This is a genomic window from Streptomyces sp. NPDC088400 (genome assembly GCF_044753355.1).
Taxonomy (GTDB): domain Bacteria; phylum Actinomycetota; class Actinomycetes; order Streptomycetales; family Streptomycetaceae; genus Streptomyces.
Window position 1 is genome coordinate 457,778 of the sequence record NZ_JBIVMZ010000003.1, and the last position, 14,838, is coordinate 472,615.

Genomic DNA, 14,838 nt, shown 5'->3' on the forward strand with positions numbered 1-14,838 from the left:
ACTTCACCATGGGGTGGTGGGTTCGAACCATGTGGGTGCATCGGCGAGCGCCTGCTTGATCCGGCGGTTTCCAGTGCAGCACCAGGGGGCGTTGAGCTACGGCGTTCGTGTCTTCTTCTCGATCGCCCGCAGGATGTCGTGGCGGATGAGGCCGCTGCCCGCGCGCATGACGCCCCAGTAGAGGGCGAACGCGCGGCGGGAGGAGGCGTCGGTGGCCAGGACGCGGGTCTCGGTGGAGAGCAGGGTGCCGTCGCCTTCGGGCGTGAGCCGGAAGTTCATCACGACCTTGGACCAGCCCGGCTCGGCGAACGCCGCGAACGCCTCCGGGTCACCGCGCTCGATCTCCGGGCGGGAGGGGCGCATGGCGGCGTAGCGCGCGATGTCGCCGAGGACCACCTCGTGGGGCGGATCTGCGGCCATCTCGCGGGGGGCCATGGATTCCAGGACGCGGAGATCCATCCCTTCGTGCGCCCCGACGTCGATGCCCTTCACCCACGTCGAGGGGCCGCCTCGTATCCGCATCAGGCCGAGGGTGACGGGGAGGTCGCCCGCGCGCAGGTCCATGAGGGTGTCCCAGACGCGCTCCTGAGGCGCGTGGATCAGGCGGCTGTGGTGTTCACGTTTGTCGAAGGTCGGAAGCAGTCGTTCCAGCGTCCAGTTCATGGTGTGCTCCCGGTGTTCTCGGATCGCCGCCGTGCAGCGCCAGGCGGTCATGTGTGCGTTCCACGTAGGAGAGCGCCGTCAGCAGTTCCGCGCTGCCGACCCTGTGATCGCGCTCGCGGGAACCGGTCACGCCCCGGATGGGCATCGCGCCGACGGAAGCCCAACGCAGCCGCCCCGCCTCGTCTATGTAGCTGCGCGAGCGCCCGCGGTTGTCGGCGTGCAGGCAGTAGGGCACATCGAGGTAGCCCTTGGCGAAGGCGGCGACCAGGGCCTTGCCCACGTCCGCGTCGAGATCGAGGACCGCTTCGACGAGGAGCCGGGCCTCGGCGGCGATGCCGGTGTCCTGGACCGGGGTTACCGGCTCGCCCTCCACCGCTGCTGCCGCCGCGCCCGCGAACTCCAGCGCTTCGACGTTCTCCTCGATGGTGGGAATGCGCTGGGACTCGGCGGGGGTCTTGACGATCAGCCGCGCCGCGCCGCCGCGTACGGCGAGTTCGGCCGCCTCGCGCAGCAAGTGCAGCCCGCCCTCGCGGGTACGCGGGTACTTGCCCATGTACGTGTACAGGACGATGTGCCAGTCCGTGTCGGGCGGCAGGAGTTCCGCGGCCAGGGAGCGGAGGACGGCGATGGCTTCCTCGTCCTGCCGCCGGTCGGTCCCCTGGGCGAAGCTGAGGGAGACGCTGCGCAGCCCGTGCTGGTGGAAGAAGAGCCCTTCGAGGACGGTGATGGCGATGAGCAGGCTGGGCGGGCACATCTGGCCCATCATGCAGCCGCCGAAGCTCTCCAGGTGCGGCTCGATGCCCCTCTCGTCCCGCAGCCGCGCGAACTGCTCGCAGCAGCGGGCCCACGCGTCGGTGGCGACGGCGAGCGGGACGCGGCTGTAGGGCAGGCAGTACGAGACGGGGCCGCCCTCGGTGGCGTCCAGCCCGGCGGCTACCAGGGTGGCGAAGATGTCGTCCGGCAGGGCGGAACCGTGCCGGATCTGGACGGGAAAGCCGGGGCCGCGGATGCCGTCCAGGACGTCGCGGGTGGTCTCCACGCCGTGGGTGACGATCGGATAGCCGTTGAGCCCGATGTCCTCGGAGAGGGCGCGCTCGACGGACGCGTAGTCCTTCACCCTCGTATAGCTGTCGAGGGTGAGGGTGCCCACGGTGGCCGCGCGCGCCCCCCGGGTGGCGGCGAGGCCCTGCCGCATCTGAACGGGGCTGCTGAAGCCCATGCGGGGCTGGACCAGGAGACCCGTTGAGCGGCGCACTTCCGACAGGCCCACGAAGGAGCCCCGGGCGGCGCTCACGACGCGGGCTCCAGGACGTCCGGGCCCGGCTTCAGGACGTCCTGGCCCGGCTTCGGAACACCCGGGCCGAGCTCCAGGGCTTTCGGCGCGGCCTCCAGGGTGTCCATGAAGCGGCCCAGGGCGGCCGGGTCCGCGCCGTCCTGGAAAACCGCGTCGAAACCGGCCGTCACGAGTTCGTGTGACGCCGTCGCCTGGGTGCCCCCGGTGATGCCCAGCTTTCCGCCGATCACCACCGGGGTGTGCCGTGTCTCCGGCTGGGCGCGTACTTTCCCGATCAGCCGCTTCCCGTCCACGTGTCCGTGGCCGTTGACCGTGCTGATCACCACCAGGTCGGGACGGAGTGCGGCGCACTCCTGGATCAGCATCTCGTCGGGCACGCACGCACCGAGGTTGGTGACGTCATGGCCCATCTCCTCCAGGAGCAACTGGAGGAAGACCAGGTTCCATGTGTGCGCGTCGGAGGACACACTGCTGAGGAGCACTCTTCTGCGGCGGCCGTTGAGGGCTGCGCCGGCGGCTGTCGGTAGCACCGGATCTTCCGTTCAGCCGCAGCCGCCCGCCGAGTCGGAGTCGTACGCGCCGACCCGGTTGAGCAGGTCGGCAGGCACCTCCTGCGGCGGGGCGGGGGTGGACTCGACGGCCTGCTCCAGGGCCGGGATCAGCTCGTCGAGGAAGGCGTCGACGCGGTCGAGCCCCCAGAAGCGGTGCCGTCCGACCTTGAAGTACGGGATGCCGAACACATCGTCGTCGTAGGCGGCGGCGAGCGCGTCCACGCCTTCGGCGCGCAGCGCCGGGTCGTCGGCGGCGGCCAGCATCTCGTCACCGTCGAAACCCGCCGACTCGGCGACGCGGCGCAGCACTTCGGCGTCGCAGATGTTCTCGCCGCGCTCCCAGCGGGCCGCGGTCACCGCCGTGTAGAACTCGCGCTCGCGGCCGAGGTGACGCGCCTTGAGCCAGGCCAGGTGCGGGCGTTCCCACCAGGGGTCGATGTCGATCGGCCAGGACATGGTGTAACCGAAGCGCGTGGAGAGCCGCTTGGTGTCCTGGAGGATGTAGAGGTGCTTGGCCTTGCTCATCTGGGTGTAGTGGAAGCCGGAGTCCCGCTCTTCGAGCGCGGCGACGGTCTTCTCGTCCGGGTCCCAGTACGGGTAGTACTCGATGACGTCCGGGGCCTGCGGGAAGCGCTCTTCGAGTTGGCGCAGGCCCATCCAGCTGAACGGGCTGCGCAGGTTGAAGTACAGCCGGGGCGGCCGCTTCAGCTTCTTCCTCGGCTTCGTGGTGTCCATCGGCTTCGCGGTGTTCGTCGGCTCCGTGGTGTTCATCGCCCGCCTCCGAGCAGGGCGGTACGGGTGGTGTCGTCGAACTCGGCGAGCGAGCCCGCGTTCTCGCCGCGGCTGACGGCGTATCCGTGCATGATCGTGCCGGTGGCGGTGTGCACAAGCCGCCCGTCGCGGTACACGTAGGTGTTGAACGTCGCGGTGTACATCACCTCCTTGATGATCTCCTCGACGGTGAAGACGGTGTGCAAGGTCTCCTCCATGTACGCGTCGGCCAGCATGTGCACCCGTGCCCGCGACACGACCGGGATCCAGCCCCGCTCGACGAGCATGGTGCGGATGGAGATGCCGCGGTCCTCCAGGAACCGGTCGACGACCTCCTCCATCGCGCGGACGTAGCCCGAGTGCTGGAGACGGTCGGAGAAGTGGCAGTAGAAGTACGGGATCCGCCAGGACCACAGGAACGCGTTGGAGCCGACGGGGACGAGCAGACCGGGGACGTCGCTCGCCGCGACCTCCGGCGAGGGGGTGCCGGCGGCGTCCGCGAGGGCGGCCACCTCGGGGACGGTGTAGGGCTCCAGGAACGACGGGACGGGCTGGACGTCGCCCGGCGCGTCCTTCAGCACGACCAGTGCGACACGGATCTTGCCGGTGAGCACCGTGACGGTCTCGCCGTCCCGTTCGACGGTCAGCTTCACCTTGAACGGCGCGCCGTGACCGGGCTTGGGCTTGCCGGGCTCGACGACCGCGGTCACCTTGTCGTCCACACCGAGCGTGGCCGGCAGGCTCACCGAGTGGTCCACGACCTCAAGGCCCAGACCGTAGGTGTGGTAGAGCGTCTCCGCCCCCACCCCGCGCTCGCGGAAGTACTCGAGGATCGCCTCTTCCGTCAGGTACATGAAGTGCTTGAAGCCGATCCATGTGCGGATGTTGGCGCCCTCGTAGCGGGGGCTGCCCACCGCGGTGGTGAGGCTGCCGTCGAGCAGGACTGTCATGGCGTGTTCCTTTGCGGAGCGGGTGTTCACGAGGAGCTGATGAGGGTGTTCATGGGGGTGTTCATAAGGAAGGTGGCGATTTCCGCCGCTACGTCGCCGGTCTGCTCGGCGTGGCAGAAGTGGCTGTAGTGGGCGTGCTGACGGACCGTCGCCGTGGGCATGGCGGCGGCCAGGGCCGTCGCCCGGTTTCCGGCCAGGGACTCGTCGTTCCGGCCCGCCAGGACGAGCGTGGGCACGGTGACGTCGGCCAGGGCGAGTTCGGTGGTGCCCACGAACTGGAGGAACAGGCTCAGGAATCCGACGGGCCCGATCCGTTCGAGGGTGGTGTCCACCATCGCGGAGAGGACCTCGGGGTCCATGGTCCTGGCGCGCTCCCCCAGTCCCACGCCCACACCGTCGGCGATGACCCGGCGGAAACCGGCGAGCGCCGCGTCATGCAGCGGCCAGTCCACGGTGAGGCTCTCCGGGCGGTAGAACGGTGCCAGGAGTACGGCGGCGGACGGAACCCGGGTGCCCTCGGACGTCGCCAGGTGTTCGAGTACGGCATTGGCGCCGAAGGAGTGGCCGAGCAGGACGTCGACGGGTTCCGGGACGAGGTCCAGGGCCTGTCGCAGCCAGTCGGCCGGTGTACCGTGCTGCCGCCAGCGGTAAGGGTTGCCCGCGCGCCAGGGCAGGTCGAGCGCGTACGCCCGGCAGCCCGTGAGCGCCTCGACGAGGGGGCGCCAGCTGTCCCAGCTGCCTTCGAGACCGTGGACCAGCGCCACCACGGGTCCCGCCGTGCCGGGCGCCCGGGACACCGCCAACCGCTCGCGCGGTCCGCGGACTTCGGCCACCGGCGTCCAGAACTCCGGCCAGGTCCCCTCCTTCGGTTTCGCCATCTCAGGAGGCTCCCGCGGGGACTCGGCCACCGGCCGGGTCGAGACGTACGGAGGCGTAGCCGTCCTCGTCGTCGCCACAGGTGATCAGCGCGCCGCCGCTCTGTTCGCCGGACGACGGCAACCAGGCAGCCGCGACGGCGAGTTGGAGTACGCCCAGCGCGCCGTACGTCTCACCCACGTGGTCGGTGAGGTCGACCCCGCCGGAGGTGCCCGCCGATCCCGGTGCGGCCAGCCGGAGCGCGGCCGGTGCCTCGGGCTCGGCGAGAGGGTCGGGCTGTGCGTGGTGGCGTACGCTCCCGAGGCGCGGCCCCTCGCCCTCGGACTCCAGCACCACGCAGGCCGCCGTCGCGCGCAGTTCGGCTCCTCCCGGCCGCAGGGCGGCCAGGCCCCGGGCCACTTCGTCGTCCGGTTCGACGCCGACCACGACGACCCGCCGGGCGCGGCCCGCGCGCAGCAGCAGGGCGCCGAGCCGGACGGCGTCGAGGCCGGAGGTGGCGCCGCCGCACACCATCAGGTTCGGCCCGGTGAAGCCGTAGCGGATGGCGAGGGTACTGGCGATCACATTGCTGGACGCGTTGGGACCGTTCAGGGGGCTGACGTCGTGCCCGCTGCCGGCGCGCATCTCGGCGACGATGTCACGGACGGTCCGTACGTTGCCGAAGGCGGAGCTGACGACGACGGCGGTGCCGGCCGCACCCGGCAGCGGTTCTTTCAGCTTGCCCGGGGGAAGACCGAACGCCCGGTGTACGGCGCACAGCGCGAGCCGCGTCGAGTCCTCCTTGTACAGCAGCCCCTTGCGGCCGAGTACGGTGTGCGCCTCGTCCGGACCACACGCCGGTTCCGGGGCCACGGACGTGAACAGGGCGCTCGCGGCTCCTGCCGTCGGCGCGTCGGCACCGGGAACATGGACGGCATGCGCGGTGACGGTCACGCCCGTCGCGTATCCGGTGTGGTGCGCGGTGTGCACGGTGTTGTTCATCGGTCCACCCTGATGATGCTGACGGCGTTGACCCCGCCGAACCCGAAGGCGTTGACCTGGGCGACGCGGGCGTCGCAGTCGGCGGACTCCCCGACGACGAGGCGCAGCCCCGCCGCTTGTGGGATCGGCTCGCTCAGCCCCACCGTGGCGGGCACCGAGCCGGTGCGTATCGACTCCACGGCGATGAGCAGGCTCATCAGCGCGGCGCTCCCCGAGGTGTGTCCGATGGCTCCCTTGACGCCGGTGACCAGCGGTCCGGGAGCGGCACCGGCGAAGACCTCGTTCAGGGCCGCGGCCTCGGTCGGATCGTTGAGGGCGGTGCCGGTGCCATGGGCGAGCACCAGGCCGATGTCCTGCGGGCTCACCCCCGCACGGCCGTGGGCGTCCCGCATGGCGGCGACGATGCCGCCGACGTCGGGAGCCGTCTCGTGGTGGGCGTCGCAGGACAGGCCCGTCCCCAGCACGGTGGCGAGCGGGCGGATTCCCTCGGCCGTGGTGGGCTGGAGCACCACCGCCACCGCGCCCTCGCCCAGCAGGACGCCCGCGCGTCCCTCTTGGAAGGGCTGGAGCGCGGCGGTCGGCGCGTCGGAGACACGGCCGATCATCGTGAGCATGCTCTCGGTCATCGCGTCGCAGCCCGCGGCCACGACCGCGTCGGCCTCGCCCGCCGCGAGCATGTCCTGTGCCAGGGCGAGGGCGTGCCCGGAGGCGGAGCACGCGTTGGACACCGTGATCACCTCGGTGACCTCCGGCACCACCGCGCGTACCGCCGCGTCGAAGTGCAGGTCGCGGCGGCGTACGGGGACGCCGTCCAGGGCCCAGCGTTCCACGGCCCGCAGCTCTCGCAGGCCGGTGCCGACGATGACGGACACCCGCTCGCGCGCCGGGTCGATCCCGGCCTGGCGGACGGCGCCGTCCACGCACCGGGCGAGCCAGCGCCCAGCACGCAGCGACAGCTCGTCCTGGTCGTCACCCTCGTCGTCGTCCACGTGGTAGCCGCGGGTGACGCCCATGCGGCCGGTGTCGTAGAAGCGCAGCGGCTCGCCGCCGTCGACACCCTCGCGCAGCGCGGCGAAGGTGGCGTCGGCGTCGCCGAGGCAGGTGACGAAGTCAGCTCCGGTGATCGCGACGTCCACGGTGCCACCCCCTCAGTACGGCCGCCCCGACGGAGCCGTCGGCCGAGACGGAGGTGACGACGGACACCGCCCCGTCGAGTTCCGGGTGGCTCCTGTGACCGGCCAGCAGCGCCGCGATCTGCAGCGAACCGGCGGCGCTCTGGCATTCGCCGACCCATTCCTTGGCGCGTACGTGCCACACCTCGGTGCCCAACGCGCTCTCGATTCCCCGGCGTTCGACATCGTCGAGGGGTCCGATCCCGCACTCGCCGGAGGCGACCGCCCGTACCTGCGACGGCTCCACCTCGGCCCGCTTCAGGGCGCGGAGAATGCAGTTGGCCAGTCCCGCTCCCGCGTCGGGGGTGCGTCCCGGCGGGCCGTACGTGCCCGCCTCGACGGCGAGTACCTCGGCGTCGGGCAGTCGGCCGGCCTCGCGTACCGTCGCCGCGTCCTCAACCATGAAGACGGCGGAGCCCTCACCGAGACGGGCGCGGCTCTCCCATTCGCTGTGCTGGCGGTGGGCGAACCAGCCGGTGTGCGGACTGAACTCCTCGACGGAGCCGACGAGCAGGGCGTCCACATAGCCGCGCCGGATCTGGTTGCGCGCGTAGCGCAACGCGCTCAGTCCGGCGAGTTGTCCGCCCGCGACCGTGGCGTTGACGCCCTTGAGCTTGTGCCAGATCGCCGACTGGCCGGCGGCGCAGTTCATCACGGTGTTGGGGAACAGCACCGGATTGACCAGGTAGGGCCGGTCGTTGACCAGCGTCTCTCGGCTGTAGTCGCTGGTCGCCTTGATACTGCCCGCGGTGGTGCCCAGGACGATGCCCACGCGGTCGCGGTTGTCGTCGGTCACGAGCAGATCGGTGTCGTCGAGCGCCAGGGTGCATCCCAGCAGGCCCAGCGAGGTGCTGCGGTCGAAGAAGCTGGTTCCCTTGCGGCCGAGATGGTCGCGGACCCGGAAGTCGGGCATGGCGAACGCCTCGTCCTCCGGCAGCTCCTCGTCGAACATCCCGGTGACCTCGCGAAGGCCGCTGCGGCCTTCGCCCACGGCGGTGGTGAACTCGTCCGCGCCGATGGCCAGGGAGGTGACGACGCCCCAGCCGGTGATGGCCAGGGTCCCGTCGCGGGGGACTGCGTGGGGTGGCGGGGCGTCCTGGGAGACGCCGGGGTCGGTGGCGGTGGTGTTCATGCGACCTGTCCGAGGATCGTGATGGCGTTGTTGCCGCCGAAGGCGAATCCGTTGTTCTGCACGACCTTGGGGCGCGCGGGACGGCTCTCGTTCGGCACGGGGTCGATTCCGGGCATGCCCGGGTCCGGGGTCCGGTAGTTGGTGGTCGGGGGCAGGAAGCCCTCGTCCAGGGCGAGCGCGGAGGCGATGGCGCCGAATCCGCTGGCCGCGCCCATGGTGTGGCCGAGCATGGACTTGATGGAGCTGATCGGCGGCGGGCGCTCTCCGAAGACCTCGACGACGGCCTTGGCCTCCATCGTGTCGTTGGCGGGGGTTCCGGTGCCGTGGGCGCAGATGTAGTCCACATCGGCGGGGGTGATGCCCGCGTTGCGGTGGGCCCGGCGCATGCACTCGGCGATGCTGACGGGGTCGGGGGCGACCATGTGGTTGGCGTCGCAGTTGAGGCCGTAACCGAGCACCTCGGCGTAGATGTGCGCGCCGCGCGCGGTGGCCGACTCCAGGGTCTCCAGGAAGAGCGCGGCCCCGCCTTCGCCGGTCAGGATGCCCGAGCGGTCCTTGTCGAACGGGGAGCAGACCTTCTCGGTGAGCGCGCCGAGACGGTAGAACCCCGCGTGGGCCCAGCGGCACACCGAGTCCGCCCCGCCGGCGATCATGTAGTCGGCGTCGCCGGTGAGGATCTGGTCGTAGGCGTACCCCAGCGCGTAGTTGCTGGCGGAGCAGGCGGTGGAGAGCGTCACGGCCTCCCCGGTGAGGCCGAGTTCCTGGTTGACGGCGTTGGCCAGCCGGGACGCGGGTGCCTGCGCCGCGTATGCGGGAGTGATGCCGGAGAGGCCCGTGTGGACCCACTCGGCGGTCAGCTGCTCGATGACCTGCGACTCACCGCTGGTGGTGCCGATGCTGGAGCCCGCGGCGGCCGCGGACAGCCGCTCCTGGTCGATGCCGGAGTCCTCGACGGCGAGCCGGGCGGCCGCGGCGGCGAACAGACTGGTGCGGCCCCATTCGTCGGGCGAGACGGTGCGCAGCATGGTCTTCGGGTCGAAGTCCATGACCTCACCGGCCATGTGATGCGGGAAGCCGGTGGAGTCGAAGCTGGAGATCGGGGAGATGCCGCTGCGGCCCTCGCGCAGTGCCTGACCGAACGCCCGGGCTCCGGTGCCGATGCTGGAGACAGGTCCGAGACCTGTGATGACGACTCGTCGGTTCATGGTGGTCAGTCCTGCCAGCGGGCCTGCTCGGCCACGACGTCGTAGACGGCCTTGAGGTGGCCCATGTTCGGCAGCTCGGCCTGCGGAATATCGATCTTGTACTTCTTCTCGATCCTGGCGAGGATCTCGATCGCCCGCAGCGAGTCCGCCTCGTGCTCGTCCACGAACGAGCCCGTCTCGGTGATCTCCTCGGGCTCGACCTCAAGCACCTCGGCGACGATCTCGCGCAGCTCGTCCAGGTGCTGTTCACGCGTTTCGGACATGGTTCTTCTCCTGCGATGTGGCGGAATGGGGACGGTGAGCGGTTCGGGAGTTCAGGAGGCGTTGGACGCGTCGGAGGCGAGCTCGTCGCGTACGACGGCGAGTACCGAGCCCAGGGTGGCGATACGGACGTCGCCCACCCAGATCTCGCCCCTCATCAGGGCGTTGCCTCCGATGATCCGGTCGATCTCGACGACGTGCCGGATCACGTCGCCGGGGTAGGCGCTGCCCGTGATCGTCACGTCGCGGGCGGATCCGAAGATGAGGGTGCCTTCGACGGGTTCGTCCTTCAGGGCCGCCGAGTGCAGCCACAGGACGGCGCCGCTCTGCCCGAACGACTCGACGAGCAGCGAGACGGGGTAGGCGTAGGCGGCGGTGGGGAGGTTCTCGTCCAGGCCGGCGTAGCAGGGCTCGCTGCCGGTCACGGCCTTCGTGGTGACGATGCGTACGCCGGGCTCGATCTCCAGGGCACGGTCGACGAGCAGGACGGGGTGGCGGTGCGGGAGGATCCGGCGGATGTCGGCGTGCTCAAGCGTCGTCATGTCCGTCCTCCCGGTGGATACGCAGTTCGAGGGTCATCCGGCCGGCGAGGACGCCGTCCGCGCGGTGGCAGCGGGCTTTGACGCGCACCGTGGACGGAGCGTCCAGGTCGGTCACGTCGCAGCCGATGCTCATCGTGTCTCCCGGGAGCAGCGGGGCCGCGAAGCTGACGGAGGTGATCGTGGTCAGCTCGACGGACGTTCCCGGGCCGTGCCGTTCGGCGGCCCACTGCCTCACGGCCTGGTGGACGGATTCGATGGTGAACACACCCGGGTAGATCGTGAAGTCCGGGTAGTGGCCCACCAGATACGGGTCGTCGGAGACGATCCGTTTGACCGCCTCGATCCGCGTGCCGGCGGCGCTGTCCACGCTGTCGACGGCCGCGAGCGGGGCGGCGAAGCGACGGCTCACAGGACGATGCCGCCATCGACCTGGAAGACCTGCCCCGTGATGTAGTCGGCGCGGTCGGAGGCGAGGAAGGACACCAGTTCGGCCACGTCCTCGGGGCGTCCGAGGCGGCGCAGCGGGATCTGCTCCAGTGCCTGCGCGCGCACCTTGTCCGAGAGGCGGGCGGTCATGTCGGTCTCGATGAACCCGGGCGCGACGACGTTGACCCGCATGTTGTACGGGGCGAGTTCCTTGGCGAGCGACCTGCTCATCCCGTGGATCCCGGCCTTGGCCGCCGAGTAGTTGGTCTGTGCCTTGTTGCCGTAGACGCCCGCCACCGACGAGATGTTGACGATGACGCCCTTCTTGCGCTTCATGAAGCCGAACGCCATCGACCGGCAGAAGTTGAAGGTGCCGGTCAGGCTGGCGTCGATGACGGCGTTCCAGTCCTCCAGGGGCATGAGCACGAGCGGGTTGTCCCGGACGATCCCGGCCGAGTTGACGAGGGTGTCGAGGGGGCCGAGTTCGGCCTCGGCGTCCTTGATGAAGCTCTGGACGGCTTCGAAGTCCGCTACGTCGCAGGGCGCGTGGTAGCAGCGCACGCCGTGCTCGCGGACGAGCGCGGCGGTCTCCTCCGCCCGCTCCTTCTCGCTGCGGTAGCAGAATGCGACGTCCATTCCGTCCTGGGCGAGGCGGACGGCGACGCTTCTGCCGATTCCGCGCGAGCCCCCGGTGACCAGGGCGCGGCGTTCTGTGGACATGGGATTACCTCGTGCTTCGGGTCCGGAAGGTGGGTGGGTTGTTCGCCGGGGCGGGTGAAGGTCACCGGCCACGAGCGGGAGTTACCAACGGGTGGTCTCGCCGAAGAATCCGTCGATGGAGACGGCTTCGCCCTGGTCGAGAGCGGCCTGGTGGACGAGTCCGCCCACGGCCAGATCGAGTACGCCGAGTCCGAAGGGCGAGAAGATGACGGGCCGGTCGCCGGGAACCCGTACCTCGCCGCGGATGACCTCCGCGAGGGTTCCGGTGATGAATGCGCGGTGGCCGTACTTCTGCTCCGCGAGGTGCGGGGAGGTGTTCGCCGTGAGGCAGTGGCCGATGTCGTCCAGGATGTTGTACGCGCCCTCGATGACCTCCGGGCCGATGTCCCGCAACGAGACGTTGAGGACGGTCTGCCCGGGGGCGAAGATGCCGGGCCGGGTGAGGTAGGGCTCCCCGGCGGTCGTGGCGAGCACCACCAGGTCGGCCTCGGCGACGGCGGCGTCACGGTCGGGTGCGCTGCTCGCCCGGTAGCCGAGGGTGCCGGTGGTGAAGTCCGCGAGCGACTCGGCGTACTGCGGGGAGTGGTCGTGGACGAGCACCTCGTCGATCGCCCAGTCCCGCGCCTTGAAGAACTCCAGGATGTTGCGGGCGATGATGCCGGCGCCCACCACGAGCAGCCGCCGTGCGGTGTGCCCGCCGGTCAGCGTCTCCGCGGCGAGGACGGCCGAGGCCGCGGTACGGGCGGCGCTGATCTGGGAGGCTTCGAGGCAGGCGAAGGGGTAGCCGGTCTCGTAGTCGTTGAGCAGCAGCACGGCCGAGGCGCGCGGTACGGAGCGCTCGATGTTGGCCGGGAAGCTGGCGATCCACTTGATCCCGGCGGTGTTGTGCCGGCCGCCCAGGTAGGCGGGCAGGGCGATGATCCGGCTGTCGGGCTTGTCGGGGAACCGCAGGAAGTAGCTGTTGGGGTTGACCGAGTCACCCTGGTCGTGGGTGAGGTAGGTCTCGCGCACCTCCTCCACGATCCGGGTCCTCGATCGGCCGATGACCCGGCGGGCGGTCTCGCCGCTGACGACGTGGAAATCGAACATGTCAACCTTTCAGAAGCAGCGAGCCGTCGGTGTCGGGACGGTCGTCCATCCCGTGGGGGGCCACGGCGGACAGGCCGAACCGCTCCGCGACCCAGGCGTCGTCGTAGACGGTGTTGAGGTAGCGGTCGCCGTTGTCGGGGGCGATGGCGACCACGGTGGATCCCGCGGGCAGTTCACCGCCCTTGCGTGCCAGGGCGGCCAGGACGGAGCCGCTGGACGCGCCCATGGCCATGCCCCGGCTCCTGGCGACGGAGCGGCACATCCGTACGGCTTCCGACTCGGGGACGATGACGACCTCGTCGACGAGTTCGGGGGCGCACAGCTCGGGCCTGCGGCTGGTGCCGAGTCCGGGCAGATGCCGCTTGCCCGGCGGGAAGCCGAAGGTGACGGAGCCGGCCGTGTCCACCGCGATCACCCGGGTCCGCGGGGAGTGCTCACGGAAGTAGGCCGCGCAGCCCATCAGGGTGCCGGTGGTGCCGGCGCCGACGAACAGGAAGTCCACCTCGGGCACCTCGTCGAGGATGGCGGCGGCGGTCCTGTCGTAGTGGACACGGGGGTTGGCCTCGTTGGCGTACTGGTTCGGCCAGAACAGGGAGGGGTCCTCCTGGAGCCGGTCGCCTATGTAGTCGATCCGGGACTGCAGATAGCCGCCGTTGGCGTCCTTCTTGTCGACGACCACGAGCTCCGCGCCGAACGCCCGGATCAACGCGGCGTTCTGCGGTGAGGTGTTCGGGTCGGTGACGCAGGTGAAGTGGTATCCCCTGGCGGCGCACACCGAGCTCAGCGCCACTCCGAGATTGCCCGAGGACGACTCGATGACGCGGCCGCCGGGCTTCAGCAGGTTCCACCGCTCCGCGTCCTCGACGAGGCCGATCGCGGTCTTCAGTTTGATCGACCCGGCGGGGTTGAACCCTTCGATCTTGAGCAGGAGCCGGATATCGGGGACGAGTCCGTCGAACCGCAGGAAGAGACGGTCGAGGACCAGATCTTGCGCGTTGTCGTAGATCACTTCTCTGCGACTTTCTCCGGGCGCCGCGGACGGGTCCTGACGTAGTGGCGGGTGGCCAGGAGGAGCAGGAAGCCCCACACCAGGAACGACAGGTCCCAGAAGAACAGGCGCCACAGCAGCGGCTTCCATTCGATGGGATCGGAAGGCGTGAGGACGCCGCCGGCCACCAGCACCAGGGTCCCCACCTGCAGGGCGCCGTAGAGGATCAGCCCGACCGAACCGCCCCAGCCCGCGAGAAGCATGAGCGGGCGGGGGAAGATCCGGCCCCACGACTGGACGAGGGACAGGGAGAACACGGCGCCCGCGACCTTCATGGCACCGGTGATCCACACGACGGCGATGAATCCGGGATCCCGGTGGCCCGCCATCTCCTGGATCTTGCCTCCCAGGGTGTCGAGGCCGACCGTTCCTCCGGCCGCCCAGTAGAAACTGACCAGGCCGAAGGCGAAGGCCAGCGCCGCGGCCGAGTATCCGGCCCAGGCCGCCGACCGGCCCGGCGGGCCCGCGGGTGGTTGTCCGGTCTCCTGAACTGTTGCTGCACTCATGTCCGTCCCTTCCCTCGTGACGTCGTCGGCTCGGCGGGTCAGTCCTGCCAGCCGGCCTGCACGGCCACGACGTCGTAGACGGCCTTGAGGTGGCCCATGTTCGGCAGCTCGGCCTGCGGAATGTCGATCTTGTACTTCTTCTCGATCCTGGCCAGGATCTCGATCGCCCGCAGCGAGTCCGCCTCGTGCTCGTCCACGAACGAGCCGGTCTCGGTGATCTCCTCGGGCTCGACCTCGAGCACCTCGGCGACGATCTCGCGCAGCTCGTCCAGGTGCTGTTCGCGTGTTCCAGACATGGTTCTTCTCCTGTGTTCGTTGGTGATTGGCTGTGCGGTGAAGGGTTGGTGGGTCCTGGGGCGTGTCGTCGGGGTCACTGCCTGGCAGGCGGGACCCCGGCAACAGGACCTAGGAGGCTGAGGAGGCGGCGTCCATGGCGTCCACGAGGCTCTTGGGACGCATGTCGGTCCAGTTCTCGTCGATGTGATCGAGGCACGCCTGCCGGGCGTCGGGGCCGTGGGCGGTCGTCCAGCCGGCGGGGATCTCGGCGAAGACCGGCCACAGGGAGTGCTGTCCCTCGTCGTTGACCAGCACCAGATAGCTGGCGTCCGCATCCTCGAACGGGTTGCTCATTTCCTCGTCTCCTTGTCGGTT

Annotated in this window: 19 protein-coding genes; all 19 read right to left on the bottom strand. The window is 70.1% G+C overall.

Annotated features, from left to right (window positions below; genetic code table 11):
* Nucleotides 1–96: 96 nt before the first annotated feature.
* A complete protein-coding gene (locus ACIQD6_RS09660) occupies nt 97–663 on the bottom strand; it encodes a hypothetical protein (RefSeq protein WP_401880201.1) in 567 nt (188 codons plus the stop codon).
* Nucleotides 617–1,957: a methylaspartate mutase gene (locus ACIQD6_RS09665; protein WP_401880203.1), complete on the bottom strand. Its 1,341-nt coding sequence runs from the start codon at nt 1,955–1,957 to the stop codon at nt 617–619. Before ACIQD6_RS09665 ends, ACIQD6_RS09660 begins: the two co-directional genes overlap by 47 nt.
* Nucleotides 1,954–2,487: a cobalamin B12-binding domain-containing protein gene (locus tag ACIQD6_RS09670; protein ID WP_401880205.1), complete on the bottom strand. Its 534-nt coding sequence runs from the start codon at nt 2,485–2,487 to the stop codon at nt 1,954–1,956. Before ACIQD6_RS09670 ends, ACIQD6_RS09665 begins: the two co-directional genes overlap by 4 nt.
* A 12-nt stretch (nt 2,488–2,499) precedes the next feature.
* Complete coding sequence (locus ACIQD6_RS09675) at nt 2,500–3,279, bottom strand: 2-hydroxychromene-2-carboxylate isomerase (RefSeq protein ID WP_401880207.1); 780 nt, start codon at nt 3,277–3,279, stop codon at nt 2,500–2,502.
* Nucleotides 3,276–4,229 carry a thioesterase family protein gene (locus ACIQD6_RS09680; RefSeq protein ID WP_401880209.1) on the bottom strand — a complete coding sequence of 318 codons (954 nt, stop codon included), beginning with the start codon at nt 4,227–4,229 and terminating at the stop codon, nt 3,276–3,278. Before ACIQD6_RS09680 ends, ACIQD6_RS09675 begins: the two co-directional genes overlap by 4 nt.
* 26 nt (nt 4,230–4,255) lie before the next feature.
* The gene (locus ACIQD6_RS09685) at nt 4,256–5,107 is read right to left on the bottom strand and encodes an alpha/beta fold hydrolase (RefSeq protein ID WP_401880211.1); all 852 of its coding nucleotides are present in this window, start codon (nt 5,105–5,107) and stop codon (nt 4,256–4,258) included.
* Between the two features lies 1 nt (nt 5,108).
* Nucleotides 5,109–6,086: a beta-ketoacyl synthase N-terminal-like domain-containing protein gene (locus ACIQD6_RS09690; protein WP_401880212.1), complete on the bottom strand. Its 978-nt coding sequence runs from the start codon at nt 6,084–6,086 to the stop codon at nt 5,109–5,111.
* Nucleotides 6,083–7,222, bottom strand: a complete 1,140-nt coding sequence (locus tag ACIQD6_RS09695; protein WP_401880214.1) for a beta-ketoacyl synthase N-terminal-like domain-containing protein — start codon at nt 7,220–7,222, stop codon at nt 6,083–6,085. The genes ACIQD6_RS09690 and ACIQD6_RS09695 overlap by 4 nt, the downstream gene beginning before the upstream one ends.
* Nucleotides 7,197–8,390, bottom strand: a complete 1,194-nt coding sequence (locus ACIQD6_RS09700; protein ID WP_401880215.1) for a beta-ketoacyl synthase N-terminal-like domain-containing protein — start codon at nt 8,388–8,390, stop codon at nt 7,197–7,199. The genes ACIQD6_RS09695 and ACIQD6_RS09700 overlap by 26 nt, the downstream gene beginning before the upstream one ends.
* Complete coding sequence (locus ACIQD6_RS09705) at nt 8,387–9,595, bottom strand: beta-ketoacyl-[acyl-carrier-protein] synthase family protein (RefSeq protein ID WP_401880216.1); 1,209 nt, start codon at nt 9,593–9,595, stop codon at nt 8,387–8,389. Before ACIQD6_RS09705 ends, ACIQD6_RS09700 begins: the two co-directional genes overlap by 4 nt.
* Nucleotides 9,596–9,600: 5 nt before the next feature.
* A complete protein-coding gene (locus ACIQD6_RS09710; RefSeq protein ID WP_401880218.1) occupies nt 9,601–9,858 on the bottom strand; it encodes an acyl carrier protein in 258 nt (85 codons plus the stop codon).
* Nucleotides 9,859–9,909: 51 nt separating this feature from the next.
* Entirely contained in the window at nt 9,910–10,398 is a 489-nt protein-coding gene (locus tag ACIQD6_RS09715) for a 3-hydroxyacyl-ACP dehydratase FabZ family protein (protein WP_401880219.1), read from the bottom strand.
* A complete protein-coding gene (locus ACIQD6_RS09720) occupies nt 10,385–10,807 on the bottom strand; it encodes a 3-hydroxyacyl-ACP dehydratase FabZ family protein (protein WP_401880221.1) in 423 nt (140 codons plus the stop codon). The genes ACIQD6_RS09715 and ACIQD6_RS09720 overlap by 14 nt, the downstream gene beginning before the upstream one ends.
* On the bottom strand, nt 10,804–11,544 hold the full coding sequence (gene fabG, locus ACIQD6_RS09725; RefSeq protein ID WP_401880223.1) for a 3-oxoacyl-[acyl-carrier-protein] reductase: 741 nt from the start codon (nt 11,542–11,544) through the stop codon (nt 10,804–10,806). Before fabG ends, ACIQD6_RS09720 begins: the two co-directional genes overlap by 4 nt.
* Before the next feature lie 81 nt (nt 11,545–11,625).
* Entirely contained in the window at nt 11,626–12,633 is a 1,008-nt protein-coding gene (gene sbnB, locus ACIQD6_RS09730) for a 2,3-diaminopropionate biosynthesis protein SbnB (RefSeq protein ID WP_401880224.1), read from the bottom strand.
* Nucleotide 12,634: 1 nt separating this feature from the next.
* Entirely contained in the window at nt 12,635–13,642 is a 1,008-nt protein-coding gene (gene sbnA / locus ACIQD6_RS09735) for a 2,3-diaminopropionate biosynthesis protein SbnA (RefSeq protein WP_401880226.1), read from the bottom strand.
* Nucleotides 13,639–14,187 (bottom strand): DUF3995 domain-containing protein, encoded by a 549-nt coding sequence (locus tag ACIQD6_RS09740; RefSeq protein ID WP_401880228.1) that lies wholly within the window; start codon nt 14,185–14,187, stop codon nt 13,639–13,641. The genes sbnA and ACIQD6_RS09740 overlap by 4 nt, the downstream gene beginning before the upstream one ends.
* Nucleotides 14,188–14,225: 38 nt before the next feature.
* A complete protein-coding gene (locus tag ACIQD6_RS09745; protein WP_401880230.1) occupies nt 14,226–14,483 on the bottom strand; it encodes an acyl carrier protein in 258 nt (85 codons plus the stop codon).
* A 109-nt stretch (nt 14,484–14,592) separates the two neighbouring features.
* Nucleotides 14,593–14,817 (bottom strand): MbtH family protein, encoded by a 225-nt coding sequence (locus ACIQD6_RS09750; protein ID WP_401880231.1) that lies wholly within the window; start codon nt 14,815–14,817, stop codon nt 14,593–14,595.
* Between the last annotated feature and the right edge of the window lie 21 nt (nt 14,818–14,838).